At 40.5% G+C, this 14,253-nt stretch carries 21 protein-coding genes; 20 read left to right on the top strand and 1 reads right to left on the bottom strand.

All coding sequences use genetic code 11. The annotated features are described in order from the left end of the window. Positions 1 to 100: 100 nt before the first annotated feature. From AAEM60_RS16380 to AAEM60_RS16300, 17 genes are all read left to right on the top strand, one after another. A complete protein-coding gene (locus tag AAEM60_RS16380) occupies positions 101 to 1,006 on the top strand; it encodes a RecT family recombinase (RefSeq protein WP_341356668.1) in 906 nt (301 codons plus the stop codon). Between the two features lie 211 nt (positions 1,007 to 1,217). After that, complete coding sequence (locus AAEM60_RS16375; protein WP_341356667.1) at positions 1,218 to 1,940, top strand: DnaD domain protein; 723 nt, start codon at positions 1,218 to 1,220, stop codon at positions 1,938 to 1,940. After that, complete coding sequence (locus AAEM60_RS16370) at positions 1,933 to 2,313, top strand: hypothetical protein (RefSeq protein ID WP_341356666.1); 381 nt, start codon at positions 1,933 to 1,935, stop codon at positions 2,311 to 2,313. Before AAEM60_RS16375 ends, AAEM60_RS16370 begins: the two co-directional genes overlap by 8 nt. Then, on the top strand, positions 2,297 to 3,628 hold the full coding sequence (gene dnaB / locus AAEM60_RS16365) for a replicative DNA helicase (RefSeq protein ID WP_341356665.1): 1,332 nt from the start codon (positions 2,297 to 2,299) through the stop codon (positions 3,626 to 3,628). Before AAEM60_RS16370 ends, dnaB begins: the two co-directional genes overlap by 17 nt. 13 nt (positions 3,629 to 3,641) lie before the next feature. After that, positions 3,642 to 3,827, top strand: a complete 186-nt coding sequence (locus AAEM60_RS16360; RefSeq protein ID WP_341356664.1) for a Fur-regulated basic protein FbpA — start codon at positions 3,642 to 3,644, stop codon at positions 3,825 to 3,827. Continuing rightward, positions 3,824 to 4,393 carry a hypothetical protein gene (locus AAEM60_RS16355; RefSeq protein WP_341356663.1) on the top strand — a complete coding sequence of 190 codons (570 nt, stop codon included), beginning with the start codon at positions 3,824 to 3,826 and terminating at the stop codon, positions 4,391 to 4,393. Before AAEM60_RS16360 ends, AAEM60_RS16355 begins: the two co-directional genes overlap by 4 nt. Further along, positions 4,390 to 4,557: a hypothetical protein gene (locus tag AAEM60_RS16350; RefSeq protein WP_341356662.1), complete on the top strand. Its 168-nt coding sequence runs from the start codon at positions 4,390 to 4,392 to the stop codon at positions 4,555 to 4,557. The genes AAEM60_RS16355 and AAEM60_RS16350 overlap by 4 nt, the downstream gene beginning before the upstream one ends. A 13-nt stretch (positions 4,558 to 4,570) precedes the next feature. Beyond that, on the top strand, positions 4,571 to 5,044 hold the full coding sequence (locus AAEM60_RS16345; protein WP_341356661.1) for a hypothetical protein: 474 nt from the start codon (positions 4,571 to 4,573) through the stop codon (positions 5,042 to 5,044). Between the two features lie 74 nt (positions 5,045 to 5,118). Beyond that, entirely contained in the window at positions 5,119 to 5,325 is a 207-nt protein-coding gene (locus tag AAEM60_RS16340; RefSeq protein ID WP_341356660.1) for a hypothetical protein, read from the top strand. A gap of 65 nt (positions 5,326 to 5,390) precedes the next feature. Next, positions 5,391 to 5,843: an ArpU family phage packaging/lysis transcriptional regulator gene (locus AAEM60_RS16335; protein WP_341356659.1), complete on the top strand. Its 453-nt coding sequence runs from the start codon at positions 5,391 to 5,393 to the stop codon at positions 5,841 to 5,843. Positions 5,844 to 5,880: 37 nt separating this feature from the next. Beyond that, complete coding sequence (locus AAEM60_RS16330; RefSeq protein WP_341356658.1) at positions 5,881 to 6,561, top strand: hypothetical protein; 681 nt, start codon at positions 5,881 to 5,883, stop codon at positions 6,559 to 6,561. Between the two features lie 187 nt (positions 6,562 to 6,748). Next, positions 6,749 to 6,922 carry a hypothetical protein gene (locus AAEM60_RS16325; protein WP_341356657.1) on the top strand — a complete coding sequence of 58 codons (174 nt, stop codon included), beginning with the start codon at positions 6,749 to 6,751 and terminating at the stop codon, positions 6,920 to 6,922. 50 nt (positions 6,923 to 6,972) lie between these two features. Then, on the top strand, positions 6,973 to 7,587 hold the full coding sequence (locus AAEM60_RS16320) for an SLATT domain-containing protein (RefSeq protein ID WP_341356656.1): 615 nt from the start codon (positions 6,973 to 6,975) through the stop codon (positions 7,585 to 7,587). A gap of 65 nt (positions 7,588 to 7,652) precedes the next feature. Further along, positions 7,653 to 7,958 carry a hypothetical protein gene (locus AAEM60_RS16315; RefSeq protein ID WP_341356655.1) on the top strand — a complete coding sequence of 102 codons (306 nt, stop codon included), beginning with the start codon at positions 7,653 to 7,655 and terminating at the stop codon, positions 7,956 to 7,958. Beyond that, positions 7,958 to 8,338 carry an HNH endonuclease gene (locus tag AAEM60_RS16310; RefSeq protein WP_341356654.1) on the top strand — a complete coding sequence of 127 codons (381 nt, stop codon included), beginning with the start codon at positions 7,958 to 7,960 and terminating at the stop codon, positions 8,336 to 8,338. The genes AAEM60_RS16315 and AAEM60_RS16310 overlap by 1 nt, the downstream gene beginning before the upstream one ends. A gap of 107 nt (positions 8,339 to 8,445) precedes the next feature. After that, positions 8,446 to 8,883: a P27 family phage terminase small subunit gene (locus AAEM60_RS16305; RefSeq protein ID WP_138777784.1), complete on the top strand. Its 438-nt coding sequence runs from the start codon at positions 8,446 to 8,448 to the stop codon at positions 8,881 to 8,883. Next, positions 8,880 to 10,601, top strand: coding sequence for a terminase TerL endonuclease subunit (locus AAEM60_RS16300; RefSeq protein ID WP_341356653.1), 1,722 nt, complete (start codon positions 8,880 to 8,882; stop codon positions 10,599 to 10,601). Before AAEM60_RS16305 ends, AAEM60_RS16300 begins: the two co-directional genes overlap by 4 nt. A gap of 46 nt (positions 10,602 to 10,647) precedes the next feature. Here the strand turns inward: AAEM60_RS16300 and AAEM60_RS16295 are convergent, their stop codons facing one another. Further along, complete coding sequence (locus AAEM60_RS16295; RefSeq protein ID WP_341356652.1) at positions 10,648 to 11,028, bottom strand: hypothetical protein; 381 nt, start codon at positions 11,026 to 11,028, stop codon at positions 10,648 to 10,650. Between the two features lie 95 nt (positions 11,029 to 11,123). On the opposite strand from AAEM60_RS16295, the gene AAEM60_RS16290 reads away from it, so the two are divergent. The 3 genes from AAEM60_RS16290 to AAEM60_RS16280 are packed head-to-tail and all read left to right on the top strand — an operon-like array spanning position 11,124 to position 14,251. Then, entirely contained in the window at positions 11,124 to 12,329 is a 1,206-nt protein-coding gene (locus AAEM60_RS16290; RefSeq protein ID WP_341356651.1) for a phage portal protein, read from the top strand. Beyond that, positions 12,298 to 12,873 carry an HK97 family phage prohead protease gene (locus AAEM60_RS16285; RefSeq protein WP_341356650.1) on the top strand — a complete coding sequence of 192 codons (576 nt, stop codon included), beginning with the start codon at positions 12,298 to 12,300 and terminating at the stop codon, positions 12,871 to 12,873. The genes AAEM60_RS16290 and AAEM60_RS16285 overlap by 32 nt, the downstream gene beginning before the upstream one ends. Continuing rightward, positions 12,866 to 14,251 (top strand): phage major capsid protein, encoded by a 1,386-nt coding sequence (locus AAEM60_RS16280; RefSeq protein ID WP_341356649.1) that lies wholly within the window; start codon positions 12,866 to 12,868, stop codon positions 14,249 to 14,251. The genes AAEM60_RS16285 and AAEM60_RS16280 overlap by 8 nt, the downstream gene beginning before the upstream one ends. The last annotated feature ends 2 nt before the right edge of the window (positions 14,252 to 14,253 follow it).

The raw sequence follows: 14,253 nt of genomic DNA, 5'->3' as shown, positions 1-14,253 counted from the left end.
GTGAGCAGCCAATTTACAAAGGGAACCAGGTATGGCACCGGGGGAAAGATTTGTTCTGTAATCTCGGTTGCCTGGTCCACCAAATGAAGGAGGAGACGAAGTGAGTAAAAATCAATTATCCGCAATTAACACTCAAGAATTCGAGAATGTGTTCACCCAAAAAGAATTAGAGGTCGTTGTCAACTCGATTGCCAAGGGAGCCACTAACGAGGAGTTGGCACTGTTCATTCAAATCTGTAAGCAGAACAACCTGAATCCATTCAAAAACCATATCTACTTCATCAAGTACGGTAATCAAATGAGCATCCAGGTATCGGTAGAGGGAATTCAGTATCTTGCCCAGCAGCGTGAAGATTATAAAGGGGTAACGGTTCAACTGGTTCATGAAAACGATGACTTTGAAATCGGTGTGGATCCGGAGACACAGGAGCTAAAGATTGAAAAGCACACAATCAAAATCCCTCGGGGCAAGGTGGCCGCCTCATATGCAATCGCCAAACGTGAAGGGTACCCGGACAAGGTAGTAGTCATTGAGGCTGATGAGGTTGAGCATCTACGAACAAAGTCAGGGTCCCAGTGGAAGACTTACTACAATGACATGTTTAAAAAGCACGCTCTGAAACGTGCATTAAAGCTTCAATTCGGAATCGATGTGGATGATGCCACGGGCGCCCAGGAGGATTCCGTTGATCCTTACCAGCCTAGAGAAAGAAAAGATATCACTCCTGATTCTTTCGATGAGCCAGGACCCGGGGAAATGGTTGATGAAGAAGACCAACTGAAAGAAGCTTGGGATGGAATTAATCAAAAGGTTAAACAATCATCGCTTGATAAAAAGATTGTCACTGATCTGGTTAAAGAGAACTTCAACAAGAAGCCTGCAGATTTGACTCTAAGCCAGGTGACCGGTCTTTCCAAGCTTGTTGACCTGAGAATCAATGAAGCTAGTAAAAAAGCAGAAGCAATCGAAATGGAATTCGACTTCAAAGAAGGTCAACTGGACTGATAACCAATGAACGATCAGTACAGAGTCCTTCTCCCGAAATGGATATGGGAGAAGGCATCCAGTAAAGAATAAGCCAAACAATTCATTAAAGACTACATGAAGCACTATCCTCATTACAGAGTGGTTGCAGTTAAACATGGTTTTGCAATTTGTCAGCAAACGGAAATATAGAAAGAAGGGGTGAGGTGCTATTTCATCAGGTTGGTTAAAGGTGCATCGTAAATTACTGCAGAGTGACATATTTCAGAACGAGAAGCTTTTAAAAATTTTCATGTATTGCCTTTTGAAAGCATCTCACACCGATTATAAACAGTTAGTTGGAATGAAAGTTATTAACTTGAAGCCTGGTCAATTCGTATTTGGGAGAAGCAGAGCGGCATCTGAATTGAACATGAAGGAATCAACAGTTTGGAAGTACATGAAGCTTCTTGAAGACCTCGGTTCCATATCGATGGACAGTAACAACAAATTCACCGTCGTAACCGTTGATAAATGGGGAAATTACCAGGCTCATGATGTCGAAGAGGAACAACAGAATAACAACAAAAGAACAACAAAAGAACAACAAAATAACACAAACAAGAACTTAAAGAATTTAAAGAACTCTAGTAGTAGTGGTAGTAGTCAAAATGATGTGATTGATTTCTACCATCAAAACCTCCAAGTCGGAGTATCATCTTCCACCTATGTGTACGAATTGATTGATCACTGGATAAAGGATCTTAACTCAGATTTGGTTTTGGCAGCCATGAAACTATCAGCTAAGAAAGAGAAGAAAGGTTTTGATTACACAGAAGGCATCTTGAAGAAGTGGGTTAATGCAGGAGTACAAACAATAGAAGATGCAAGGAAGTTCGAACAATCATTTAAGAACACTGGTCGTAAAGGAACGAAAAAAAGACCAAGCAAGGAGGATTTCGATCTAAGTGAATAAGGAACAGGTTTTTGAAGTTATGACTCTTTTTGAAAACGTGTTTAATAATTTCTATTTTGACCAGGTGAAAATAAATACCTGGCACCGGCTTTTGAAAGACAAAGATCCTGAAATCATCTTGTATAACGCAGACAGACTTGCTCAGGAATCCAAATTTGTCCCAACAATATCTGAGCTCATTAATTATTCAAAAGAAGAAATTCCATCAGGTCCGGCAGTCCCATCGGTAGAAGAAACAAATGAAATGCTCAGAGACCGTGCCAGGAACCGAAGAAATGCAGCAAGTCCTGAAGTACGAGAAAAGGCCCTTGCTGAAATCAGAAAAATTCTAAATATCCCGGATGAGGTGAACAGCAATGAATCAGCTAGTTGAAGAACCTCAGATCGTAAACGTAGAGGCTGAGCAATCTGTTATCGGATCCGTTCTTCTCGAAGGTGACTTGATAAAAGATTGTGTACTGCAGTCATATCATTTCCACATCATTGAGAACAAACGAATCTTCTGGGCCATGAAGAAGCTCGATGAAAAAGGAAAGCCAATCGATATCGTGACCCTTGTTGAGCTAGTTGAAAAGAGCATGGATAAAGTCGGTGGAGTTTCATACATGATGCAGCTAGCCGAGTCAGTGCCGACTACTCGAAACTTCAAATTCTATGAATCTCTTGTCCTTGAAAATTGGAGGAAAAGAAAGTCCTTGCAACTGGCCAATGATTTTAAAAAACAACTTCTTGAAGAGGATCCGCACGAAGCTATCCAGACAGTGATCAGCGAATTGATGAAGATGGAGGAAGCAGAGGCAGCAGATGATGATGGAGGCATAAGAGAAGAACTTTATCAGCTATATGACCAGCTAAGTACTCAGACTGATGAAATGACAGGCATACAAACTGGCTTCGATGATCTGAATAAGCTAACCGGCGGACTTCAGGAAAGTGACCTTATCATCATAGGGGCACGGCCATCGATGGGGAAGACAGCCTTTGCACTCAATGTAGCTTACAATGCTGCTGAACAAGGTGACATCCCATGCATATTCTCCTTGGAGATGCCTAAGAAGCAGCTACTGAAGCGATTAATATCGATTGCTGGCAACATAGACGCTCAGAAGATGAAAAACGCAAGCGAAGATTTTACCGATCACGACTGGAATAAGTTATCACAAGCACTTGGAATCCTAAACAACCTTGATTTAAATATCTTTGATAAGCCAAGTGTCACAGTGAACTATATATGGTCAAAAGTCCGGAAGGTAAAACGTGAGAACCCAGGCAAGAAGCTCTTAGTTATGATTGACTACCTTCAGCTGATCATGGGGAACGCGAGTTACAAAGGAAACCGGCTGCAGGAGATAAGTGATATAAGCAGGACCCTTAAGGCAATGGCGAGAGAGCTTGACGTGAATGTTGTGGCTCTCTCTCAGCTTTCCAGGGGAGTAGAACAAAGACAGGATAAGCGTCCGATGATGTCCGATCTGAGGGAATCGGGACAAATTGAGCAGGATGCAGATGTCATAGGGTTCCTGTACCGAGATGAATATTATTACAAGGATTCAGAGCTCAAAGGAATAACCGAACTGATTGTCAGTAAGCACCGAAATGGGCCAACTGGAACCGTAAAGCTGGGATTCATTAAAGAATACGGAAAATTCATTAACCTGGTCAGGCAGGAAGAACTGAACTTTATGTAAAGAAGGTGTGAATATGATTTCAACTGTACCATATGGACTGCTGAGAAGAGGAATTGAAGCCAAGATGGACTTTTACAAAAGTGAGCTAATCAAATTGGATTACTTTAAAACACCATGCGGCAAACAACTATATGAATTGACTTTAAGTGAGTTGGAGCAAGTATATGAGAATGAGAAGGCGAGGAGGAGAGCGTTATGAGATTTGTCGGTATTGATCCATCCACCAAGACAGGATTTGTTGCCCTAGATGATAGTGGGTTGGTTCTCAGAGAAAAGGAATTGACCGGTGTAGGGAGTCAGGATCCTAAAAGGATGATTACACTGATCAACGAAATTGTTGTCCATGTTCAGCCAGGTGACTTGATCTGTATCGAAGGGTTCCCGTTTAGTACCCAGAAGGCTATGTTTGCAGGTGGGCTGCATCATGGGATTCGGAATGAACTATACAAAAGAAAGCTTGCCTATTATGAAGTTGCTCCAAATGCAGTGAAGAAATATGTAGGGGTGACGGGATGGACCGGAGAGAAAGGCAGCAAGAAACGATTGACCGGACCACAGAAAAAGAAAGCTGTTATGCAAGCTGTGATGAATGATTATCTATACCAGCATAAAAGTGACAACGTGGTTGATGCGTTCATCCTGGCTCAAATAGCTTTCGACTTATTCGTGGTGGAGGAAACGGGAGAGTCAAGACTTTCCGTTAATAAGGCTCAGGTTATTGAGTCAATCATACAAGGCAAAGCAGATGTGAAGAGGAAGGCATGAGTGCAAAATATAAACCATTAAAGAAAGTCGTATATGGAGTGACAGAGCATTCACTGGCCAGGGTGATTAAGAGTCACAAAGACCGAGGATGGGTGCAATCGAGTGAAATTAAAGAGCATGGATACGGCTTAGGTTGCCTAATGACTTTCACAAATAACAAATAAGGGAGACGAGATCATGAGCAGAACTCAATTAAACGTATTCTTTAAAATGCAACAGAAGGACGATAAGAAAGAGGTCCTTAAGTTCGAAATCAAAGGTCAAGAAGAAGGAGACACGGCAACCACTGAATTATATGCACTGGCAGGCAGCATCATCTTGTTTGAAATAGAAGGTTGTGCAGCTGGGGAAACATCAGCTGAGTTTATGAACATTCAACGAGATTCAAAGAAGACCTCCATGAAGTTTGCAATAAAAGGAGATTCAGAGAAGAAAGCACAGGAGCTATATAAATACGCTGGCCGTAACGTGAACTTATCTATTCAGCCGTCTCAGATGAGCATAGAGGAGTTTTATGAAGGTCCCGAAGGTATTGAGTACAAAGTGGATGGGAACGGTAATGTGGAGGTCTCTAAGGACCAGATGAGTATTGATGATGTGAATGAGGAAGAAAAGGAAGAAGATCCATTTGAGGAAAAAGAGCTTCATTAATCCATATTTACAAACAAAGCTCTTGGAACTTATCAAGGATTGCATCCTTGGGGTTCCAGGAGCCATTGAGGAGTATGAACGGAGATATGGTGAGAGATTTGATGATAAGTCTACTCAAAATATGTTTTAATTGTTCTTGGATAATTTTTAAAGGAGAGATAAAAGTGGAAGAATACAAAATTACTTTAGAATCAATCAAAGAACGTGTGAAGAACGGTCGTATCACTGTGGAAGAAATAGAATGGTTGATTGCTAAAGTTGAAGATAGCGAAAAAAAATAGACCAAGATTTCTCCCGATCCATAAAATATTTTGGCTAAGAATATTTTATCATACGGGAGGGGTTAATGTTGGGAAAACAATTGTTTATGCTTCCTGAGATCGACAGAGAGAAAACAAAGGCAGCTGTTGAATCAGCATTAGAAAAATATCGATTCTTTTTACTTACTGTTCCAGAAGACAAGCTTCCTAAGGTTACTGCAACCTATTCACTCGTTCCTCCATCATTTTCGAATGAGTTTCATTCATCGACAGAGCAGGCTGCTATAGGTCGTATAGAATTAGATATAGCTAGGGATAAACATATCGAATGGGTCCTAAGGGCAGTAAATCGACTTAGTAAAATGGAGAGAGAAATCATTTATAAGCGTTACCTGGAGGATGAAGAGATCTTCGATTATGAGTTATATAACGAAATTGGAATGAGTGAAAGAAGGTATTACCGATTAAAGGCTAGAATATTTTATAAGCTGGCTTTTATATTAAGAATAGAAGTATATAAACTAAGTAAGCATCCTTAGAGGGTGCTTGCTTTACAATTGTAAAGGAGATGGAAACGTGAATATAGATTTGCCAAGTTTAAAGAATCTAGTGTCAATAGTACAAATACTTTTTTACATTACAGGTGGGGCAGTCGCGATATTAACATTTTTGAGTGCTAAGAAAGGGTTTTTAAATACAGTTAATACCGAGTACCATAAGAGATCAATGGACCATTTAGAAAGTTTATCAAAGAGATTATATGAAGAGTTTGATAATACCTCAGATAAATATTGGTCTAATCATACTCTTAAAAGGCATACATATTTTCAAAAAATAGTTGACGGATATCAAAGTCAGGAAGAAAAGGAAGAAAATCCTTTTTTTCATCCAGGGACTCCTACAGACCCTATAATTGACAGACTAGAGCATTTGATAAAATCATGTAAGTCAGAACCGTTCCTCCCAGAAATAATTACGAGTAGGGTGTTAAGCGGATTGGAACCAAAACTGAATGATTTAGCAGCTATATTCTATGGAGGAGTCCCTAGATTTAAAAAGGATCTAGCTAAAGGTAAATACGATAAAGATTTAGCAATGGCTCCTGCTATGTTTTCGAATGAACTTAACCGTGAAATGTATGAAAAAGGATGTGGTATATCACAAATTGAGGAAGAAGTACATAACATCAGGGTATTCATTAGAAATTACCTAAGGTCTTTTGATCCAATCAAAAGAAAGTATAAGGCAGTGAAGTGACCGATATAAGGCAGAGATTTAGCAGAGCATTTCTCTTTAGAGGTGCTAATATGGTATTAACGAAATATATCAAAGAGGGCTCCTTTCAGACGAAGGGAGTCTTTTTTGATGTCTTAGGTCCATAGTGTTACCTCAGTAGATAAAAACGAAACTGGGCAAATCTGAGAAGGATTTGAGGGTGATTGAAATGAGGATAGTAGATCATCTGAGCGAAGTTCAACTTGAGAAGCTAAATTACAATAAGAAAAAAGAGCCAGAGCAAAAGAAAAAAATTCATCATGAGGATGTTGACTGGGAAGAGATCATGGGGATGAACAGGGATACTTACAAAAGAGTGGGAGGAGCTGTAAGGAGAAGATAAAGGAAAAAATCTTCTTTTGTCGAATTAAGTAGGCGAAAGGAGAGAATGAAATGAATGAAGAAGTCGAGTTAAATAAAACCGAAAAAGAATTTAAAGCTTTAAAAAGGAGAATGAAAACAACCAGACAATCGAGAATAGAAGCATCAAAAAGATTGAGGAAGAATCACAGTTACTTTGAAAAGATAATACATTTTTACTCATTAATTATATTAATTCTATCAGTATGGTTCTTAAACCAATCGGGCGAAGAAGGAGTTTTTGCAACTAAGATACTTCTTGTCCTTTCATTGTCCTTGACATACTTTACAATGTTTTTAAATTTAAGGAATTACAAAGAACGGGCAGGTGATTTTGAAACTAACTATCAACACTTAGATGTTCTTAATAATAAGTTTGATCGATTTGAGTCCAGCGATGAACAATTAGATGCAGAAAAGTTGAAAGAGTTTCAAAGAGAGTATGAAAGGCTGATTATTGGGAAAGAGAATCATTTAAACATCGATTATTATGTATCAACTGAGGATAATAGAAAAAAATTCAAAAAGGAGGTTTGGGTTTATCGAATTAAAGAAGGCTTAATAAAATCTGTTCTAGCTATTTATCCTATTGTTTTATTAATAATCATATACTTTTTCGATAAAGTAATTAGCAAAATTCATTTTTAAGTATCTCTAGGTGAGATGCTTTTTTTATTGGAGGCTATATCCATTTAATAAAGGAGCTGAAGGAAATGAATATTGAAATGAGAAAGACGGCACAGGGCACTGAGTATTGGGACACTGAGGCAAAGAAGATCCGTTTTGTACCTGCAGGCAAGAAGCCAGGCTTTGAAGTAACAAAGGAGCCTAAGAGCATGCTGTCGGAGAAGAAAGAAATGCAGGAAGATAACAAAACTGAGGTTGACTTGGACTCAATGAATGCAGATCAGCTAAAAGACTTTGCCAAGCAGAATGACATCGAGGTACCTGGCAACATGAAGAAAGAGGAAACTATTCGTGCTCACATCCTCGAAACATTAACTGCAGCTGATGAGTAATGAAGTACTGTGATTTCAATGGCTGCGGAAATAAATTAGACCGCGGTTATTACTGTGAAGACCACAAAAGGTCCAGTAAATCGGTCCTTAGGAAACGTAAGAAGAGGGACATATACCACCATGATAACAAGCAGTTCTATAATTCGAAGCCTTGGAAAAACATGAGGTCACTTGTTTATCAAAGAGAACGAGGCTGTTGTCAAAAGTGTGGACGGTTCATATTCGGCAGGCAAGCTCATGTTCATCATGAGATACCAATCAAAGACGATCCAACATTAAAGCTTGATGAAAACAATTTGAAATTATTATGTCCGAAGTGTCACACCGAAGAAGAGAACAAAGATGACAAAGGAAAAATATTTCCGAGTTATTTTGGATAATCCCCCCCTACCCAATCTGGATTTTTCTCCTTTAGGGAAGATAGGTAGCAAGGGAGTCGTTTCTATCGTTAGACAATATTTTGAAAATATAAAGGGGGGTGTAAATAATGTCTACAAGAAAACAGCGTGAAAAAATGGTTGCTGAAAAAACGGAGTCGGAGAAACAAAGGATTCTGAAAATCATGAGAGACGCTGAAATTTACACCCTTACACTCGATCCGTTGATTGAATCTTACTTGGATATCTTTGAGGTGTATATGACCATGTACATCCAGTGGAAGGAGAAGGGCTTCCCGGCCACCCAACGTCACACCAACAAAGCCGGGGCCACCAATAACTCCAAACATCCTCTTGCGCAGCAGGTCGAAACATGGGCCGACAAGAAGACGAAAGCACTGGATTTACTGGGGCTCACCAATAAGTCGAAGCCAGGTAAGATTGTAACCGGAGGATCATCAGTCAGAAAAGATGAAGAAATGAAAAAGCCGGAGCCGGTGGAGGATGAACTGTCGGCTCATAGGAAAAAGTGGCGGAATTCAAAATGATTGAACGCGGGATAAATTATGCAGAAATATTTGCAAGGAAAGTAAGGAAGAGCCCAAAGAAATATCCTGACACAATTAAGCAGATGGTGGATCGTTATTTCAGGTGGAAGAAGCGGAAAGACCTTTGGTTTGATGTGGACCGTGCCAATGAAATGATGGACTGGGTAGAAACATTCGTCCGGCACACAAAAGGTGATCTTGCCGGCCAGCCTTTTATTTTGGAAGAATGGGAGAAATTCGCTTATTCGTGGATATATGGCTGGGTTCATAAGAACGAGAAAGGAAAAGTGGTCCGGGTGACCCGGGAATGTTATATCCAGGTGCCAAAGAAAAACGGTAAAACGTTGATTGCGGTAGGTGCCCTGGGCTATTCAATGTTCGGTGAAGGAGTACTCAGTGCGGATTGCTACTGTTGTGCAAGTGATTTTAACCAGGCGCAATATGCTGCAAAGCCATTTGCTGCCACGATCATGAACCACGATGCATTGATGAACGCTTCCCACATATACAAGGGTCCAAAAGGTACCGTTTCATCCGTGACCTATGACTACATTCACGATGGTCTGGCATATTCTAACCAATTCATCGTAATGAGTAAGAATATTGACTCCATTGAAGGTTCCAATCCACATTTTGTACTCAATGACGAGTTGCACAAACAGGAGAACATGGATCAATACGACAACTTCAAGTCAGCCCAGGTTGCCCGGGACGAGCCGATCATGTTCAATATCAGTACAGCTGGTAAAGGTTCATCAAGTGTGGGTATGCGTGTCTACCGGGAGGCTAAGGAAGTCCTGAAGAATGACGATAACGATTCAAACTTCGTCATGGTTTATGAGCCTAACAAAGGATATGAGTGGACAGACAGGAAAGTATGGGCGATGGTCAACCCGAATATAAGTATCTCGGTAACAATGAGCGCACTTGAATCGGAATTCATTACGGCTAACCGGTCGGCCCACAAGAAAGCGGAATTCCTTTCTAAGCACTTGAATGTATTCGTCAACGGTGCAGACAATTTTTTTGAGCAGGACCAGGTGGAACATATCCTTGTGGATGACCTGGGGGACCTGCAGGGGGAAACGTGTTATCTCGGACTGGACTTATCCAAGACCACCGACTTAACCTGTGTGAATTTGAATTTCCCTACACACGATGAGGAAGGACGGTCCATTCTTAAGGTCAAACAAATGTACTTCATCCCTAATGCAGATATCGAATCCAGGGAGAAGGAAGACAATGTGCCATATACCGATTTGGTTGAGCGTGGATTTGTTCAATTCTGTGATGGGAAGATGATAGATCAGGACCAAGTCATGGATTATATTTCTGAATGCATGGATCTGTACGATGTGCAGCAGTTAAATTATGACCCGGCCATGTCTCAGAAGCTTATTGAGAAGTGTGAGAACTTGGGACTTGAATGTATTGTGGTCAATCAATATCCGAATGTCATGAATGCTATGATTGATGATGCAGAAAGATTGATTTATGAAAAGAGAATAATGACCGACAATCCATTGTTTATCTACTGTGCTCTTAATCTGGTAGTAGTGACAAACATAAATGGAATGAAGGGTCCCTCAAAGCGACAGTCCAAAAAGAAAATTGATGGATTTGTGGCTTTTTTAGTTGCTCACAAAGAGACGATGATGCTGATGGATGATATTGATCAGGATGGAATGGATGAATTGATTAGTGAAATTTATAGATAAAAAAACATGGAGGAAACAAAGCTAACTCCATGTTTTGATGTGTGTTTTATTCAGGGACTTCTACAGCCTTAAGTTTTAAAAGATTAGCTAAATCATTATAAGCTTCTACTAATTCACTGTAGTACCCAAACGTCCACTGCATACTGTGGTTTATTTCCCTGCTAGATACAAATTCTCTACTAAATTGTTCAAACTTTTCAATGAAGCTATCAAACTCCCAATGTGATAACTCATCGTTTTGTAAGTAGTAAGACTTCATTGTCATGAATGCAGAAAAAGCCATTGAATGATAACCATAAAGAGCGTGTTCATTTATCTGTTCTCGGTCCGATTCATCAGATAACAATCGATACATCCGTTGGCAATTAAACATGGCAATAGTAGCGAAATCTTTAATGTTTTCTTGATGTTGTTCAAATCTATCCATATTTTTACACCTCCTTCCAAATTGATTTTAACAAATCTGGAAATGAAGTGTAATAAAATTTTTTGGAAATTTAAAAAGTTGAAGGAGGTGAGACATTGGGATTAAGAGATCGATTCACAAATTATCTTTACAATCAATTAGAGAAGCGCGGCTGGTTCGAAGACATTTATTCCAATACAATCCGATATGGAGGCAGGTACGTCAATGATGACAATATCCTTGAATCCAGTGATGTGTATGAGCTCTTGCAGGATATTAGCAATCAGATGATGCTGGCTGAGATTGTAGTGGAGGATAGGGATGGGAATGAAATAAAAAACCATTCAGTCCTTAAATCCTTGAAGAATCCAAATAATTATTTAACCGGCTCAGAATTCATAAAACTGATGACTAATACTTATCTTCTTCAAGGTGAAGTCTTCCCGGTGCTTGACGGCAACCGGCTACACTTAGCATCAAATGTTTATACAGAGATCGATGAACATCTGATAGAGCATTTCAAAATTGGCGGGGAAGAGATTCCTTCCTTCATGATCCGGCATGTCAAGAACATAGGCACTAGCCATTTGCAGGGTGTGGGATTGCTCCATTTAGGCAAGAACACTTTAGAGGGTGTCATGAGTGCTGAGAAGGTCCTGACAGACAAATACTCTAAAGGTGGGCTACTGGCTTTCCTTTTGAAGTTAGATGCTCACATCAACCCACAGAATGCTGCACAATCTAAATTGATTAAAGCAATCCTCGATCAGCTGGAAGCGATAGATGAATCTCGATCAGTGAAAATGATCCCTCTTGGTAAGGGGTATTCAATTGAAAGTATGAAAAGTCCTATTGAGGATGAGAAGATTTTAGCGTACTTGAATGTATACAAGAAAGACTTGGGCAAGTTCTTAGGGATAAATGTGGACACTTACACGGCATTGACAAAATCTGATCTTGAAAAAGCAATGATGTACCTTCATAACAAAGCGGTTCGTCCAATAATGAAAAACTTCGAAGACCATTTGAGTCTTCTTTTTTTTGGTCGCGATTCAGACAACCGTATCAAGTTCAAGATTAATATCCTGGACTTTGTTCCTTACAGCACCAAAACAAATATCGGTTATAACATTGTTCGGACTGGGATCACGGCACCGGACAACGTTGCTGACATGCTTGGGTTCCCTAAGCAAAACACACCTGAGACGCAGGCTGTCTATATCTCTAACGACTTATCGAAAATCGGCGAGAAGAAAGCTACTGATGATTCACTGAAGGGAGGTGATGAAAGTGACAAAGAAGAAGGAAACGCGGATCGTTGACATCACCAACCTTCAGACCCGGGACGGCACCGGCAATGAACCTGTGGTCATAAGTGGGTATGCTGCAGTTTTTAATTCGAAGACATCGATCGGAGACTTTTTTGAAGAAGTAATTACACCTGGTGCCTTTGCCCGAACAATTTCTGAAAATGGAGACATAAGGGCCTTATTTAATCATAACTGGGATCATGTGTTGGGGCGGACTAAAAACGGGACCTTGAAGGTAGAGGAAGACACCCGTGGTCTTAAGTTTGAGGTGGAGCTGCCGAACACATCGCTTGCTCGTGACTTAGCTGAGTCTATGAAACGTGGCGATATCAATCAATGTTCATTTGGATTTTGGGCAACCGGTGAAGCATGGGATTACTCAGTAGAGCCTGCCGTCCGGACCTTGAATGAGGTTGAACTCTACGAGATATCGGTGGTGTCAATACCCGCATACGAGGACACTGAGGTGTCTTTGAGAAGTAAAGAAATAGATGAACAGGTAGAGAAAAGAATAAAAATCTTAAATCAAATAAAGGGAGTTTTGGAGAATGAATAAAAAACAATTGCTTGCTATTCAAAAAAGAAATAAGGCTCGCTTAACGGAATTTCGAGGCCGACTTGAAAAGAATGAAGTTCGTGCTGAAGATCTTGAATCTGTACAGACAGAGGTGCAGGAGCTTGCTGATGAGGCTCAAGCTATTGCAGATGCCCTAGCAAACATCGAGGGTGGAGATGGCGAAGGAGAGGACACAGGGTCTGCTGAAGGCTCTGAAGAAGGTCGTTCCGGTGATGAATCAGGTGAAGGTGAAGAAGGCGGGGAATCCAGTTCTGAAGACGATGACGAGGAGCGCGATCAAGGAACAGGCGAAGGTGAGCAACGTTCCGGCATCCCTGCTGAACAACGTGACGGTATCATGAAGAAGATCGGTGCCAGCCTTTCCACTCGCGGCCACAAGACTACAAAGACGAAAGAAAAAGAGCTACGCGCTGCGTTTGCTAACTTTGTAGTTGGAAAGATTACTGAAGCGGAAGCTCGTTCTCTTGGTGTGGAAGTGGGTAATGGATCCGTTACTATCCCTGAAGTCATTGCTTCTGAAATCATTACTTATGCTCAAGAAGAGAACTTGCTGCGTAAATATGGTTCCCGTCACAAAACTAAAGGTGATGTAAAGTACCCTGTCCTGGTTAAGAAAGCAGATGCTAATGTTAATAAGACTGAGCGTTCCACTGATATTTTAGAAACAGATATCGAATTTGATGAAATTCTTCTTGATCCAGCTGAATTCGATGCACTGGCAACTGTTACGAAAAAGTTGCTAAAAATGTCCGGTGCTCCGATCGAGCAGATTGTAATCGAAGAACTGAAGAAAGCTTATGTTCGTAAAGAAACATCATATATGTTTAAAGGTGATGATGTTGGCAACGAAAACCCAGGTGCTCTGGCTAAAAAGGCAGTTGCTTACTATGAGTCTTCTGCGGTTGATATCACTGCAGCTGGTTACTCTCAAAAGCTCTATTCTCAATTGGTCAAGCTTAAAGGTCAGCCGGTCACTGAAGTCCTTAAGAAATCCATGTGGATTGTCAACCGTTCAGCCCTGACTATCCTTGAAGATATGACAGACACTACTGGACGTCCATTACTTCATCAAGCGGCTGATGGTGTAGGTTATAAATTGCTTGGCCACAAGTTGGACTTCACGGATGCTGCAGATGGATCGGATCCAACTAAACCAGTATTCTACTTCGGTGACTTCAAAGCATTCCACATTCAAGATGTCATCGGTGCAATGGAACTTCAAAAGCTTGTTGAGAAGTTCTCTGGTACAAACAAAGTTGGATTCCAAATTTATAACATCCTTGATGGTCAACTGGTGTACTCTCCATTCGAGCCTGCCGTGTACCGATACGAAGTAGGAGCTGTAGAAACCCCTTAATA

This window comes from Rossellomorea sp. y25 (assembly GCF_038049935.1).
GTDB lineage: Bacteria > Bacillota > Bacilli > Bacillales > Bacillaceae_B > Rossellomorea.
The sequence above is the reverse complement of the archived record's forward strand: the minus strand, read 5'-3'. Positions and strand labels throughout refer to the sequence as shown.